This window comes from Pseudomonas sp. LBUM1657 (assembly GCF_059716075.1).
The window spans coordinates 5083795-5097485 of sequence record NZ_CP166799.1 but is presented as its reverse complement, the minus strand read 5'-3'; the positions used below and the strand labels follow the sequence as shown (position 1 = coordinate 5097485).

14 protein-coding genes are annotated in these 13691 nt (G+C 57.4%); 10 read left to right on the top strand and 4 right to left on the bottom strand.

Annotated features, from left to right (window positions below):
- On the bottom strand, positions 1-2037 hold the full coding sequence (locus ACA055_RS23570) for a sensor histidine kinase (RefSeq protein WP_497680814.1): 2037 nt from the start codon (positions 2035-2037) through the stop codon (positions 1-3).
- Between the two features lie 45 nt (positions 2038-2082).
- Positions 2083-3000 (bottom strand): putative 2-dehydropantoate 2-reductase, encoded by a 918-nt coding sequence (locus tag ACA055_RS23565; protein ID WP_497680813.1) that lies wholly within the window; start codon positions 2998-3000, stop codon positions 2083-2085.
- Positions 3001-3141: 141 nt separating this feature from the next.
- On the opposite strand from ACA055_RS23565, the gene ACA055_RS23560 reads away from it, so the two are divergent.
- Both ACA055_RS23560 and ACA055_RS23555 read left to right on the top strand, forming a co-directional pair.
- Entirely contained in the window at positions 3142-3627 is a 486-nt protein-coding gene (locus tag ACA055_RS23560) for a YajQ family cyclic di-GMP-binding protein (protein ID WP_032862482.1), read from the top strand.
- Positions 3628-3812: 185 nt separating this feature from the next.
- The gene (locus ACA055_RS23555; protein ID WP_497680812.1) at positions 3813-4655 is read left to right on the top strand and encodes a mechanosensitive ion channel family protein; all 843 of its coding nucleotides are present in this window, start codon (positions 3813-3815) and stop codon (positions 4653-4655) included.
- Between the two features lie 141 nt (positions 4656-4796).
- On the opposite strand, the gene ACA055_RS23550 is transcribed toward ACA055_RS23555, so the two are convergent.
- On the bottom strand, positions 4797-6140 hold the full coding sequence (locus tag ACA055_RS23550; RefSeq protein ID WP_497680811.1) for an OprD family porin: 1344 nt from the start codon (positions 6138-6140) through the stop codon (positions 4797-4799).
- 904 nt (positions 6141-7044) lie between these two features.
- Between ACA055_RS23550 and ACA055_RS23545 the strand changes: the two genes are divergently transcribed.
- A complete protein-coding gene (locus tag ACA055_RS23545) occupies positions 7045-7470 on the top strand; it encodes an HIT domain-containing protein (RefSeq protein WP_497684473.1) in 426 nt (141 codons plus the stop codon).
- A gap of 3 nt (positions 7471-7473) precedes the next feature.
- Positions 7474-7680 (top strand): SlyX family protein, encoded by a 207-nt coding sequence (locus ACA055_RS23540; protein WP_497680810.1) that lies wholly within the window; start codon positions 7474-7476, stop codon positions 7678-7680.
- A 115-nt stretch (positions 7681-7795) separates the two neighbouring features.
- Here ACA055_RS23540 and ACA055_RS23535 read toward each other — a convergent pair whose 3' ends face one another.
- Positions 7796-8398, bottom strand: a complete 603-nt coding sequence (locus ACA055_RS23535) for a cold-shock protein (protein ID WP_497680809.1) — start codon at positions 8396-8398, stop codon at positions 7796-7798.
- A gap of 309 nt (positions 8399-8707) precedes the next feature.
- On the opposite strand from ACA055_RS23535, the gene ACA055_RS23530 reads away from it, so the two are divergent.
- The 6 genes from ACA055_RS23530 to ruvC all read left to right on the top strand — a co-directional run bounded on the left by ACA055_RS23530 (position 8708) and on the right by ruvC (position 13583).
- Entirely contained in the window at positions 8708-9178 is a 471-nt protein-coding gene (locus tag ACA055_RS23530) for a Dps family protein (protein ID WP_497680808.1), read from the top strand.
- Positions 9179-9445: 267 nt separating this feature from the next.
- Complete coding sequence (locus ACA055_RS23525; RefSeq protein ID WP_497680807.1) at positions 9446-9784, top strand: ribbon-helix-helix domain-containing protein; 339 nt, start codon at positions 9446-9448, stop codon at positions 9782-9784.
- 137 nt (positions 9785-9921) lie between these two features.
- Positions 9922-10143: an FmdB family zinc ribbon protein gene (locus tag ACA055_RS23520; protein WP_010457489.1), complete on the top strand. Its 222-nt coding sequence runs from the start codon at positions 9922-9924 to the stop codon at positions 10141-10143.
- A gap of 109 nt (positions 10144-10252) precedes the next feature.
- Positions 10253-12028 carry an aspartate--tRNA ligase gene (aspS, locus tag ACA055_RS23515; protein ID WP_497680806.1) on the top strand — a complete coding sequence of 592 codons (1776 nt, stop codon included), beginning with the start codon at positions 10253-10255 and terminating at the stop codon, positions 12026-12028.
- A gap of 125 nt (positions 12029-12153) precedes the next feature.
- Complete coding sequence (locus ACA055_RS23510) at positions 12154-12900, top strand: YebC/PmpR family DNA-binding transcriptional regulator (protein WP_497443537.1); 747 nt, start codon at positions 12154-12156, stop codon at positions 12898-12900.
- Positions 12901-13058: 158 nt separating this feature from the next.
- On the top strand, positions 13059-13583 hold the full coding sequence (gene ruvC, locus ACA055_RS23505; RefSeq protein WP_008147379.1) for a crossover junction endodeoxyribonuclease RuvC: 525 nt from the start codon (positions 13059-13061) through the stop codon (positions 13581-13583).
- Positions 13584-13691: the final 108 nt, after the last annotated feature.

Here is a 13691-nt window from a genome sequence, read left to right as displayed (position 1 = left end):
TTACCTCGATAGCTGATTGAGTTCTTGAGAGACGAGCGTGGTGCCCGCCAGGGGCAGGCGCAAGGTGAAGCACGTGCCTTGGCCCAGGGTCGATTGCACTTCCATCTGACCCTTGTGGTTGTTGGTGATGATGAAATACGAGACCGACAGACCAAGGCCCGTACCCTGACCGATTTCCTTGGTGGTGAAGAACGGCTCGAAAGTGCGTTTGCGCACGCTCTCACTCATGCCGATGCCATTGTCCTCGACCTGGATTTCCGCCCAGGGCGGATTCAGCTTGGTTCGCAGGATGATCCGCCCCGGTTCACTGTCGTCTTCGCGCTGGTGAATGGCTTGAGCGGCATTTTTCAGCAGGTTGAGCAGTACTTGTTCCAGTTCGTTGGCGGTGCCGGGCACCGGGCCGAGCGCCGGATCGAACTGGCGGATGATCGCCTGACCCTTGAAGTCGAAACCGATCGCAAGGTCGAAGTCGTTACCGGCGATTTCCACCGCTTGATCGATCAGCGCGGGCAGGTCGCACGGTGCCATTTGTCGGGTGCTGCGGCGGCTGAAGCTCAGCATGTGCGTCACGATCTTCGCCGCCCGGGCTCCCGCCTGTTGAATGCCATCGAGCAATTGCGGTACTTCCCGCGCTTGCAGGTACTGGTTAACCGTGTCCAGTTCAATTCCGACTTGCTCGGCCTGTTCGAGGTTCTTCGGTAGATCGGGTGACAGGCGCCGGCGAATGTTTTGCACGTTGTGCAGGATCGCGCCCAGCGGGTTGTTGATTTCGTGGGCCATGCCAGCGGCGAGGCCACCGACCGAGAGCATTTTTTCCGACTGCACCATCATTTCCTCGAGGGACAGGCGCTGGGTGATGTCGTCGATCCGGATCACCACGCCACGCCCGGCACCGCCCATCAACGGATAGAACGTCAGTGCGTAATGCCTGGCTTCTTCGTCCTTGAACCAGGTCACGCGCTCGATCTTGGCCACCGTGTGCTGCTCGACGGTTTGCTTGAGCTGCGGCAGAAAAGGCTTGAGCGGTTCGAAGGCGAGGAAAATCGGCTGGTTCAGGGCTTCGTCGAGGCGCGTGCCGGACAGGGCGCTGGCCTCCTGATTCCACTGCGTCACGTAAAGCTGCTCGTCGAGGGCAATCAGCGCCGACGGCATGGAATCGATGATGCTGTTGAGGTAGTTCTGGAAACCGGTGAGCTTCTTCTCGATCTTGCTGCGCACCTGGACTTCGAGTTCCAGTTTTCGATTGGTATGACGGGTTTCTTCGGCCAGCCCCTGAGCCTGGTCATAGGCGGCCTGGGAATCGTCACGGGCCCGTTTGAGTTGCTGCTCGCGAGCTTCGATGCGCGAAAGCATGGTGTTGAACGCTTCGGCGAGGCTGCCGATTTCATCATGGTTGCCCCGGGAGGCGCGCAGGGCGTAGTTCTCTTCCCGGGTCACTTGCCGGGACAGCTCCTCGAGTTGATGGATCGGCCGGGTGATCAGGCGTTTGATCTGCCGGGCGATTACCAGCCACAACAGCACGCTGAAGATCAGAATCCCCAGGCTGGCGGTGAGGGTCCCGGTGTAGAACGCCATCGGCAGTTCGCTGCTGGCGACCAGCAATAAGTGACCGGGCGCAGTGCCGGGACGGGGCAGGGTGATCACTTGATTGCTGCGAAACTCCGTGGCTTGCCAGGATTCAATGTGCCGGTAACGTTCCGGCAGATTCAGCTTGTCGCCATGCTGCAATTGCGCCAGTCGCTCACCTTTGCCGTCGTAAAGGGCTGCCGCACGCAGTGGCGAATAACTGTTGAGTTCGTTGAGCAGGCGTTCGGCGCTTTGCGGCGACTTCAGGGCGTCGGACACCAGGCTCGGGTTGGACACCAGTCGGCCGATGGTCTGCAACGCCTGGGGCGCCATGCTTTCCTGGGAAATGTAATACGCGGCGCTGATAAAGGTCAGGTTGGCGACCAGCAGGACAGTGGTCAACAGCACCAGCAGGGCGGCCAGCAGTTTCTGGCCGACCGGCAGGTTTTCAAGGCGCTGGCGCAATGGCATCGGGTTCGTCGCAGAGAAGGAACAAGTGGCCAGCGTAGCCGCTGCTCAGTCGCTGGGCAATCCAAGGCTGTGCAGATGGGTGATCAGCCGCTGTTGCAATTGATTGAGGTGAGGCAGGTTCAGTCGATGGCGCGACGCGACTTTACAGGCATGGCCCAATAGATAGCTGATCTCGGTCCGGCGCTGATTCGCAACGTCCTGGTACATCGACGAGTAATTGGCGGCGGTGGCATGAATCACCCGTTCGACTTCCTGTTGAAGGTCCTCGGCCGCTGCCGGCTGACCGCAACGTTCAAGCAGCTCGGTCAGCTCCCCACAGAGGGTCGCGACTTCGCAATGGTGCTCCTGCAAACCGCCGTTGCGGCAATCGTGGAGCACCGTCAGCGGATTGATCGCGCAGTTGAGTGCGAGTTTTCGCCACAGCCTTGTCAGAATGTCGGTGCTCCACTCGTGGGGAATGCCGGCAGCGCTTACGTCGTCCAGCCAGATCGGCGCCACCGGATGCCCCGCGTCCCCCAGCCAGGTGTAGCCGTGGCCGGCAAATACCACACGCCAGTCGCCTTCGCGAAAGGCGCCTTCAGTGCTCGATGCCCAGATGCAGCGCGCTTGCGGAACCTGCGCCGCGACGGCGTCCTGGCTGCCAAGACCGTTCTGCAACAAAATCAGCTCGGCGTCGGGAGCCAGGCGCGGTGCGAGTTGGGCCACCGCGTGTTCGGCATCGTAGGCTTTGCAGGCCACCAGCAGACGGGTGATCGGTTCGCTGCTGTCCGGCGTTTGTGCCGGGATGGCATAAGTGTTTGCCTCGCCGTGCTCCACCAGCGTCAGGCCGCCTGCTGCTTCGTAAGCCTGTAAGCGCGCGGCGTCACGTACGATCAGGCTGACCGGCACGCCGGCCCGTGCCAGGCGTGTGGCCCATAAAGTACCGAGGCTGCCGGCGCCCAGAACATGCCAGGTGGTGGACATCAGCTTTTTGCTCTGTTTATCGCGCGCATGGGAGGCTCGCAGTGAATGATGGGAAAGACCCGTTATAATCAGCGCGGATTTTAACCGCAAGCCAGGCGTGCTCCATCGTGATCGAGCGCGCCCTTTTATTGGAGAGATTACATGCCGTCGTTCGACGTGGTATCCGAACTGGACAAACACGAAGTCACCAACGCGGTCGAGAACGCCGTCAAGGAACTCGATCGTCGTTATGACCTGAAAGGCAAAGGCAGCTTCGAGTTCAAGGAAAAGGACCTGACCGTCAACCTGACCGCTGAAGCCGATTTCCAGCTCGAAGCGATGATTGAGATCCTCAAGCTGGCGCTGGTCAAGCGCAAAATCGACGTGCAGTGCCTTGAAGTCAAGGACGCCTATGCGTCGGGCAAGCTGATGAAGCAGGAAGCAGTCCTCAAGGAAGGCATCGACAAAGAGCTGGCGAAGAAAATCGTCGCTCACGTCAAGGACGCCAAGCTCAAGGTGCAAGCTGCCATCCAGGGCGAGCAGGTACGCATCACCGGCAAGAAGCGTGACGATTTGCAAGACGCCATCGCCGCGCTGCGGGCCAAGACCTTCGATATGCCGCTGCAGTTCAACAACTTCCGCGACTGACCTTCGAAGCGGGAACCTGTGGGAGCGGGCTTGCTCGCGAAGGTGGTGTGTCATTAACAGCGATGTTGACTGACACACCCTATTCGCGAGCAAGCCCGCTCCCACCGGGATTGTGCATAACGCGGCGGGTCTTTTCTGCCGCTTATTTTTCGCGTGCCGGGTAGCCGGAAATCAGGAGAACGTAGATGGATTTAAATGCTGAAGTAGACAACCTGGTCAAGGCGTCTCAAGCCTGGATTCCGATGATCATGGAATACGGCAGCCGCGTATTGCTGGCCGTGATCACTCTGGCCGTCGGCTGGTGGCTGATCAACAAGCTGACGCAAAAACTTGGTGGCCTGCTGGCGTTGCGTAACGCTGACCTGGCGCTGCAAGGGTTTATCAGCAGCCTGGCAAACATCATTCTCAAAGTTTTGCTGATCGTCAGCGTGGCGTCGATGATCGGGGTGGAAACCACTTCATTCGTCGCGGCCATCGGTGCGGCCGGCCTGGCCATCGGTCTGGCGTTGCAGGGCAGCCTGGCGAACTTCGCCGGCGGCGTGCTGATTCTGTTGTTCCGCCCGTTCCGCATTGGTGACTGGATCGAAGCTCAAGGTGTCGCTGGTACCGTCGACAGCATCCAGATCTTCCACACCGTGCTGCGTACTGGCGATAACAAAACGATCATTGTCCCTAACGGCAACTTGTCGAACGGCATCATCACCAACACAAACCGTCAGCCGACCCGTAAAGTGGTCTTTGATGTGGGCGTGGACTACGAAGCGGACTTGCAGAAGGCCCGTGAAGTGTTACTGGAACTGGCCAACGATCCGCGTGTATTGACCGACCCGGCTCCACAAGCAGTGGTTTCGACGCTGGGTGACAGTTCGATCACTCTTTCGCTGCGAGTTTGGGTGAAAACGGCGGATTACTGGGATGTGATGTTCATGTTCAACGAACAATCCCGTGATCGTCTCAAAACTGCCGGTATCGATATCCCGTTTCCACAACGGGTCATTCGAGTGGTTCAGGAATCCGCTGTACAGTGATCCGCTTTTCGAACAATGTCTGACTCTTAAGTCAGGCATGTTCTGGAAAAAGTCGATCATTTAAATGCAGTGTTGTAGCCAATAAAAAGGCCCATCCGAAGATGGGCCTTTTGTTTGTTACCGCAAATTAACTGCTTGCGATTACAAGATCGACAGCGGGTAGTCAACGATCAGACGGAACTCTTTGATATCGCCTTCACCTTGGTCAGCGTTAGCGAAGTGCCATGCTTGACGAATGCGGAAGGAGAGGTCTTTTGCCGGGCCAGTCTGAACAACATACTTGGCTTCGAAGTTGGTTTCGTTGTGTTTGCCATCTTCACCGTACAGGCCGGCGTAAGCGCTGCCTGCTGGAGTGTTGGTACCGTCGATGTCCCAACCTTTCACGTAACGGGTCATGAAGCTCAGACCTGGAACGCCGTACTCAGCCATTTTCAGGTCGTAACGGACCTGGGCAGACTTCTCGTTCGGACCGTTGAAGTCAGAGTACTGGATGGAGTTGGCGAGGAAGATCGAGTCGCCGCCGCGGTTGTTCTTGCCCACACCGATGTAGTCGAACGGAGTGTCGCCGTTGACCTTCTGGAAGCCGACGGTAATGGTGTGTGCTTTCAGGAACGAGAAAGCAGCTGCCAGGGAGAACGTGGTGTTGCTGATTTCGCCTACGTTCGCGTCACCGGTATCGGTAGTGCGGTAGATGTTACCGTCCAGGTTAACCGACTGATCGCCACCCATTGGGATGGTGTAGTTCAGGTTGGCGTAGTACTGGTTCCAGATGTCTTCCAGCTTGGCGCCGTACAGGGATGCGCTCAGGTTGTCAGTGATGCCGTACTTGCCACCGAAATAGTCGATGGATTTGGCTTCTTCGCCGGCGTAGTTTGCGTACAGGCCGCCATCGCTGGAGTTGTTATCCTGGCTGCTGGCCGAGTAGAAGTGACCTGCTTCCAGATCAAGATCTTTGACTTCGCTGCTCTGCAGCTGGAAGCCCGTGGCAGTTTGAGGAAGGATCCGGGAGCCGCCAACAGCGAACACCGGTGCGGTGCTTGGCTGCATTTCGCCGAACTTCAACTCGGTTTTGGAGATACGGGCCTTAATGGATCCGCCTGCCTTACCTTGGCTGTCGCCGGCGTGGCGAATACCGTTTTCATCGGCGACGCCGCGGGTCATGTTGCCCGAGCCGCTTGTGCCATCACCACCGTCCAGTTTGACGGCCAGGTAACCGAATGCATCAACGCCGACGCCTACAGTACCTTGGGTGTAACCGGAGCTGAAATTGCCCCAAAGACCCTGAGTCCAGTCTTTCTGGTCTCTGCCGCCATCTTTGTTGTCACGGTTGAAGTAGTAGTTGCGAACCAGCAAGTTCAGATTTGCGTCTTCAACAAAGCCTTTGGCTTCAGACTGGTCACTTACAAAAGGTGCGGCCGTAGCCAATTGAGTACTGGCTGCTGCTGCAACTGCCAGTGCGATCATGCTCCACTTCATCACGCGCATCGTGATTTGCTCCTTTGGTTTTAGAAGAGTACTGCCGTCCCACCTGTTTTATTATCTGGGCGGCTCTTTCTTTTTGTGTCGGCGCAAACTTATATCACGCCGACCATGTTGGCGATACTTGCGCATCTAACCTTTCAGCTTCTTTACGACCCTGTCGCAAACAGCTTGGTAGATGTCGCAAATTTACAGCCTCGACGCAAGCCGACTGACAACTTCAGCGCTGTTTTCCAAGGCTTGAGCGTCGGTAAAAAGAGTCCCTGGTGAAACGTTTGAATCTCCATCGGGCTACCCTGCCACTGTTTTTATTTGCCTTGGGGCTTCCACTTCCAGCGGATGCTTTCAAGGCGATGTGGGTGTGAATGCAACAAGCGTGCACAAATCAGAATTCCACTGCTGTTTTTTTCTGAAAGCCTGCTTGTCGCTGTAAAAACCTCATAAAACCGGGGGTTTCAAGCACCTTTTGGTTGGGCTTGACGCCATGGTTTACATCGTGTTGCGCCCACTTGGCCGACAGCAAGACAACCAAAAACGTTACCGGTTCACCCCGCCAGTGAGTAAAAGGCGGATGCCCGACGCACTGAGCGTAGACGCAATGTGCGGTTTTGGTGCAAAAAATCTTAATCGCTGTGCTGAATTCATACAGCGTGGCCTTTCGGCGGATTCGAACACATCGTTGTTAATCAGTCATTTCGGTGTGTTTTGTGAGGTCGTTGGTTCTGTGTTGGTGCGTCCTGGTGAAAAATGTCTCATGTCGGGGCGTGCTTTCGATTTCCGGACTCGCGTTGACGTGGTTCATCGTGAAGCGCGCGGCGATCGCAGGTATGCTGCCGTCCTGTCGCTTGGTGCGCCGTCTTTCGGGAGGGGCGCTAAGCTGAAAAATGATGACCAGGCGGGAGTGCGCGCAGTGTTCGCTTTAGATCCACGACTTCAACAAGACTCGCTACCGATCGGGGATTTCCCCCTCTGCCGGTTGCTGTTGTCCAACGATTCGAACTACCCCTGGTTCATCCTGGTGCCACGCCGGGAGGATATCAGCGAGATATTTCAGTTGGATGTCGCAGATCAACAGCTGCTGTGGCAGGAAACGACCGCGTTGGCGGAGATGCTCAAGGACTCGTTCGACGCGGACAAGCTGAATGTCGCAGCCCTGGGTAACGTCGTCAGCCAGTTACACATGCATGTGATTGTGCGCAAGCGAGAGGATGCCGCCTGGCCCGCCCCGGTCTGGGGCAAACACCCGGCCAAACCCTACAGTGCAGAACAGATCGCGGTGATTCGCGAACGACTGCGCCTGGTATTGACCGAAGATTTCACGTTTCTGGAGGGTTGAATCATGAGCCTGGAAGATCGCGTTACCGATCTGGAGAGCCAATTGGCGTTTCAGGATGACACCATCCAGGCATTGAGTGATGTGCTGGCAACGCAGCAGCGTTCGGTGGAGCGTCTGCAACTGCAAATGGCCGCATTGCTTAAGCGGCAAGAGGAAATGGCCGGCCAGTTCGAGACGTTTGAAGAAGAAGCGCCGCCGCCACATTATTGAGTCCGTCCGCTGCTGCCGGCCAGTAAACCGCCGGTCAATAGAAGCAGCGCAATAAAAGCCGGGCAATAAAAAACCGCGAACAGCCAGGCTGTTCGCGGTTTTTTTCAGCCTTGAATCAGCGTCGCGGCAGTGCGGCGATCACATCTTCGGCTTGCAGTCCCTTGTCACGATTCATGACGGAGAACTCCACGCGCTGGCCTTCGACCAGGACGCGGTGACCTTCGCCGCGAATGGCCCGGAAGTGCACGAAAATATCATCGCCGGAGTCGCGGGAAATAAAGCCGAAGCCTTTGGAGGTGTTGAACCACTTGACGGTGCCGGTATCGCGGTTGCTCATGTCATAGCTTGGCGAGGCGGCGGCCGGTGACGATTTGTAGAAGCTGATGGCCAGATGCAAAAGAACGGCGACCAGAGCGGCGACCAGACTGAACAGAACGGCAGGTTGACCGGCGATGACAGGCATCGGTGCGATCAGCGTCAGGGTCTGCAGGACTACGGTCAGAACCAGCAAGGCGCTGACCAGGTTTTGCAGTTGATGGCGCGGGCCTTTGTTCCAGTAAGGGATAACAGGAGCGAGGGTCAGGTTAAGCAGGCCGAAAAAGGCCAGGTACAGCGCATCGGGTTGTTGCAGGTAAGGAACAGCTTCGGATTTCAGGCTAGGGATGAAGGACAGCAGCAAAGCCGCTGCGCCCATTAGCAGGTGGACGATTTTCAACATTTTGATTAACTCACGTTAAGACGGATCACAAGGAAGAGCTGATGGGGGCACGGTTCGCTTCAGAACAATAAGAGGCGTTGGGCACGTACCCGGTATCAGCCTATGCGCAGCGCCCGGAAAAATAGGCGCTGGCGACACACTGCCTATTTAACAGTAAAGCTTGCGGCTACTCAAATCAGGGAGTCCAGCGGTGCACCGGGGGCGATTTGTCGCAGGTGGCCAGCTCATCCAAAGCTGCGGTGCGGCGACAGGCTTGCTAGAGTGGTTCTGCACCTGTCGGATGAATCTCATCACCTTTAGGGGAAACACATGGCAATCGATATCGGAATCAGTGAAGAGGATCGCAAGTCCATCGTCGACGGACTTTCGCGTCTGTTGTCGGACACTTATGTACTTTATTTGAAGACCCATAACTTCCATTGGAACGTCACCGGTCCCATGTTTCGGACCCTGCACCTGATGTTCGAGGAGCAATATAACGAGTTGGCCCTGGCGGTCGATTCAATTGCCGAGCGCATTCGCGCTCTTGGATTTCCTGCCCCGGGTGCCTATTCCATTTATGCACGCCTTTCTTCCATCAAGGAAGAAGAGGGCGTTCCCAGTGCCGAAGCCATGATCAAACAACTTGTCGAGGGTCAGGAAGCGGTCACGCGTACCGCGCGCGGGATCTTCCCGTTACTCGACAAAGTCAGTGACGAGCCGACCGCGGATCTGCTGACCCAGCGCATGCAGGTCCATGAGAAAACCGCGTGGATGCTGCGCTCCCTGCTGGACCAGTAACCCTGCCAGTGCGCGGACGACACCCGTCAGGTGTGTTCGCGCGCTGTCCTCCTGCGTCGATAACTACCGTTTCATTGAATGATCTTGCGCCAGACTGTGTAGGAAACTATCCGGAGTAGGACGCTCTCCACGATCCGCCTTCAGTTGTTGGCTTATCCTACGTTGATGGTCATAAAGTCATCTGGATATAACTTTGCGCCTGCGCTTTTATAAGAACACAACATTGCTCTTATAAAGAACCAGGGATGGCAAAGGAGTGTCAACGGTATGGTTTATGAAAGCAGGCGAAGCGAGGGGAGGGACGGTCCGCTTAAGGATATAAGGATCGACCCGTTTGTCAGCGAATTCGATATGGGCTTGGCCCAACCTTTATCCCGATCCGTGCGATTGAATGGATTTGCGACCTGTTTGCGGCTGGAACAGGTTTATTGGGATATTTTGGGCGAAATGGCCAAGATCAATTGCTGCTCGGTCAGTGCGCTGTTGTCCCACGTGGATCGCGAGGTGCATCTGCGTCACGGCGGGGTGAAGAATTTCAGCGGGTTGGTCCGGGTTGTCTGCGTTGTGCACAGCCTCAAGGAGGGGAATTGCAGTGTCATGGCGTAGTCGCCGGCGGGGAAATGGGTAGAGTGTCGGTCTGTGCCGTCTTACGGCTGCACAGGCCGCATTTAATGGATATAATCCCGCTCTTTGCCGCAAAACCCAGCGTGCGCGGTAGCAATCTGATCGCCGAGACAACCCCCATGCCGATGTACGACTATCAATGTGCTTCCTGTGGTCATCAGTTGGAAGCCATTCAAAAGATCAGCGCAGCACCGCTGGTCGACTGCCCTGCCTGCCAGGCGCCAGAGCTTAAAAAGATGCTGTCCATGCCGGGTTTCCGCCTCAGCGGTACCGGCTGGTACGAAACCGATTTCAAGACCGGCTCCAAGAAGAACCTGGCCGGCGGCGACAAAGCTGACTAGGGTCTAGGGCCTGAGTTGAACGACACGTGCGAGCTCTTGCATCATCCTCCACCCGATGTGCGCAAGGCCTCCAACCGAATTTCGAATTACGAGAAGTGAAACCACTACCATGATGCGCAGCCATTATTGCGGCCAACTGAACGAAAGCCTGGAAGGCCAGGAAATTACCCTTTGCGGATGGGTCCACCGTCGTCGTGACCACGGTGGGGTGATTTTCCTCGATATCCGTGATCGTGACGGTCTGGCCCAAGTGGTGTTCGATCCGGACCGCGCTGAAACCTTCGCCGCCGCCGACCGTGTGCGCAGCGAATACGTGGTCAAGGTCACCGGCAAGGTGCGCCTGCGTCCGGCCGGTGCCGGCAACGCCAACATGGCGTCGGGCATGATCGAAGTGCTGGGCTACGAGCTGGAAGTATTGAACGAAGCGGAAACCCCGCCGTTCCCGCTCAACGAGTTCTCCGACGTCGGCGAAGAAACCCGCCTGCGTTATCGCTTCATCGACCTGCGTCGCCCGGAAATGCTCGAGAAGCTGCGTCTGCGTTCGCGCATGACCACCAGCATCCGTCGCTACCTGGACGAGAACGGCTTCCTCGACGTCGAGACACCTATCCTGACTCGCGCCACCCCTGAAGGTGCCCGCGACTACCTGGTGCCGAGCCGTACCCACGCTGGTTCCTTCTTCGCCTTGCCGCAATCGCCACAGCTGTTCAAGCAACTGCTGATGGTTGCTGGCTTCGATCGTTACTACCAGATCGCCAAGTGCTTCCGCGACGAAGACCTGCGTGCCGACCGTCAGCCTGAATTCACCCAGATCGACATCGAAACCAGCTTCCTCGATGAAAAAGACATCATGGGCCTCACCGAAGGCATGATCCGCAACCTGTTCAAGGAAGTGCTGGATCTGGAATTCGGTGACTTCCCGCACATGACCTGGGACGAGGCCATGCGCCGTTACGGTTCCGACAAGCCGGACCTGCGTAACCCGCTGGAACTGGTTGACGTTGCCGACCAACTGAAAGACGTCGACTTCAAAGTCTTCAGCGGTCCGGCCAACGACCCGAAATGCCGCGTTGCCGCCCTGCGCGTTCCTGGCGCGGCGAGCATGCCGCGCAAGCAGATCGACGACTACACTAAGTTCGTCGGCATCTACGGTGCCAAGGGCTTGGCGTACATCAAGGTCAACGAGCGCGCCAAAGGCGTCGAAGGCCTGCAATCCCCTATCGTCAAGAACATTCCTGAAGCCAACCTCAATGTGATCCTTGATCGCGTTGGTGCGGTCGATGGCGACATCGTGTTCTTCGGTGCCGACAAAGCCAAGATCGTCAGCGAAGCCTTAGGCGCGCTGCGGATCAAGGTCGGCAACGATCTGAACTTGCTGACCTGCGAGTGGGCACCGATGTGGGTTGTCGACTTCCCGATGTTCGAAGAGAACGACGACGGCAGCTTCACTGCATTGCACCACCCGTTCACCGCGCCGAAGTGCACCCCGGAAGAACTGGAAGCCAACCCGGCGACAGCTCTGTCCCGTGCCTACGACATGGTGCTGAACGGCACCGAGCTGGGTGGCGGTTCGATCCGTATCCACCGCAAGGAAATGCAACAGTCGGTGTTCCGTCTGCTGGGTATCAGTGAAGCGGAACAGGAAGAGAAATTCGGCTTCCTGCTCGACGCCTTGAAATACGGCGCGCCACCGCACGGTGGCCTGGCCTTCGGTCTGGACCGTCTGGTGATGCTGATGACCGGCGCCCAGTCGATCCGTGAAGTGATCGCCTTCCCGAAAACCCAGAGCGCGGCTTGCGTCATGACTCAGGCGCCGGGTGTGGTAGACGCCAAGGCACTGCGCGAACTGCACATTCGTCTGCGCGAAACGCCTAAAGCTGAGTAAGGCAGTCCCTGCGGGCGCATCTTCGGATGCGCCCTTTCTTTTATAGACAGGGTCTAGATTTTTGTTTGCCGGCTGGCGCGTCATGGCGCGGCGGGCAATGTTTCAAAGAGAATTCGGAGCGAGTTATGGCGGGTCATTCCAAGTGGGCGAACATCAAGCACCGCAAAGAACGTCAGGATGCCAAGAAGGGCAAGATTTTCACCAAGTGGATTCGAGAACTGACCGTCGCTGCCCGTCAGGGCGGTGCTGATCCGGGCTCCAACCCGCGTCTGCGCCTGGCGCTGGACAAGGCGCTGGGTGCGAACATGAGCCGCGACATCATCGACCGCGCGGTTGCCCGTGGCGCCGGTGCTGCCGACACCGACGACATGGTCGAACTGACCTACGAAGGCTACGGCCCGGGCGGCGTGGCAGTGATGGTCGAGTGCATGACCGACAACCGCAATCGCACCGCCGCCGCTGTTCGCCACGCCTTCAGCAAGTGCGGCGGCAACCTCGGTACGGACGGTTCGGTAGCTTATCTGTTCGAGCGCAAGGGGCAGATTTCCTTCGCGCCGGGCGTTGATGAAGATGCGCTGATGGAAGCGGCCATGGAAGCCGACGCCGATGACGTGGTCACCCATGAAGACGGCTCGATCGACGTGTTCACTTCGTTCGCCGGTTTCTACTCCGTGCGTAATGCCCTGGAAGCAGCCGGTTTCAAAGGCGATGATGCGGAAATCGTCATGCTGCCGACCACCAGCGCCGAACTGGATCTGGAAGGCGCCGAGAAGGTGCTCAAGCTGATCGACATGCTTGAAGACCTGGATGACGTACAGAACGTTTACTCCAACGCGGATATTCCAGAGGCGGTGGCCGCACAGCTCGGTTAAGCGCGACTAAGATTCAATGTGGGAGCTGGCTTGCCTGCGATAGCAGTGTGTCAGGCGACATCAGTGTTTGATGTGCCTGCGCCATCGCAGGCAAGCCAGCTCCCACATTTGTTATTCGCTGTATTGAATATCGTGCTCTTACCTAATCCGCAGGCGTTATGACTTTAATTCTTGGTATCGACCCCGGTTCGCGCATTACCGGTTATGGCGTGGTACGCGATACCGGTCGCGGCTGCGTTTACGTGGCGTCGGGCTGCATACGCACGGGCTCCGGCGAGCTGCACGAGCGCCTGCAAATCGTCTATCGCGGCGTGCGTGAAGTCATCCAGACCTACGGCCCGGTGACCATGGGCATCGAAAAAGTCTTCATGGCACGCAACGCAGACTCTGCACTGAAACTCGGTCAGGCCCGTGGCGCAGCAATCGTCGCTGGGGCCGAAGAAAGCCTGGAAATCGCCGAGTACACCGCGACTCAGGTCAAGCAGGCGGTCACCGGGACCGGTGCGGCAAATAAAGAACAAGTGCAGATGATGGTCATGCATATGCTGAAATTGACCAGCAAACCGCAAATCGATGCTTCGGATGCCCTGGCCATCGCCATTTGTCATGCTCACACCCGTTCCAGCCTGTTACCCCATGGGCTGGGCACGGCACGCAGTCGTGGCGGGCGCCTGCGTCTCTGATAGCATCAGCAATCATTTTTTATGGAGTGAGGGTTCTGTGCCTGTGTTGTCGGCGCGAAACCCTTGCTCTGTCAGTCGCCAGCACTGATCTGGCCAACGCTCAAGGAT

What these genes read in the sequence shown, in the direction of transcription:
- ACA055_RS23555 (WP_497680812.1), top strand. Translation starts at nt 3,813, where the DNA reads ATGGATTTAAATGCTGAAGTAGACAACCTGGTCAAGGCGTCTCAAGCC.
- ACA055_RS23540 (WP_497680810.1), top strand. Translation starts at nt 7,474, where the DNA reads ATGAGCCTGGAAGATCGCGTTACCGATCTGGAGAGCCAATTGGCGTTT.
- ACA055_RS23570 (WP_497680814.1), bottom strand. Translation starts at nt 2,037, where the DNA reads ATGCCATTGCGCCAGCGCCTTGAAAACCTGCCGGTCGGCCAGAAACTG.
- ACA055_RS23520 (WP_010457489.1), top strand. Translation starts at nt 9,922, where the DNA reads ATGCCGATGTACGACTATCAATGTGCTTCCTGTGGTCATCAGTTGGAA.
- ACA055_RS23565 (WP_497680813.1), bottom strand. Translation starts at nt 3,000, where the DNA reads ATGTCCACCACCTGGCATGTTCTGGGCGCCGGCAGCCTCGGTACTTTA.
- ACA055_RS23535 (WP_497680809.1), bottom strand. Translation starts at nt 8,398, where the DNA reads ATGTTGAAAATCGTCCACCTGCTAATGGGCGCAGCGGCTTTGCTGCTG.
- ACA055_RS23525 (WP_497680807.1), top strand. Translation starts at nt 9,446, where the DNA reads ATGGTTTATGAAAGCAGGCGAAGCGAGGGGAGGGACGGTCCGCTTAAG.
- aspS (WP_497680806.1), top strand. Translation starts at nt 10,253, where the DNA reads ATGATGCGCAGCCATTATTGCGGCCAACTGAACGAAAGCCTGGAAGGC.
- ACA055_RS23530 (WP_497680808.1), top strand. Translation starts at nt 8,708, where the DNA reads ATGGCAATCGATATCGGAATCAGTGAAGAGGATCGCAAGTCCATCGTC.
- ACA055_RS23510 (WP_497443537.1), top strand. Translation starts at nt 12,154, where the DNA reads ATGGCGGGTCATTCCAAGTGGGCGAACATCAAGCACCGCAAAGAACGT.
- ACA055_RS23560 (WP_032862482.1), top strand. Translation starts at nt 3,142, where the DNA reads ATGCCGTCGTTCGACGTGGTATCCGAACTGGACAAACACGAAGTCACC.
- ruvC (WP_008147379.1), top strand. Translation starts at nt 13,059, where the DNA reads ATGACTTTAATTCTTGGTATCGACCCCGGTTCGCGCATTACCGGTTAT.
- ACA055_RS23550 (WP_497680811.1), bottom strand. Translation starts at nt 6,140, where the DNA reads ATGCGCGTGATGAAGTGGAGCATGATCGCACTGGCAGTTGCAGCAGCA.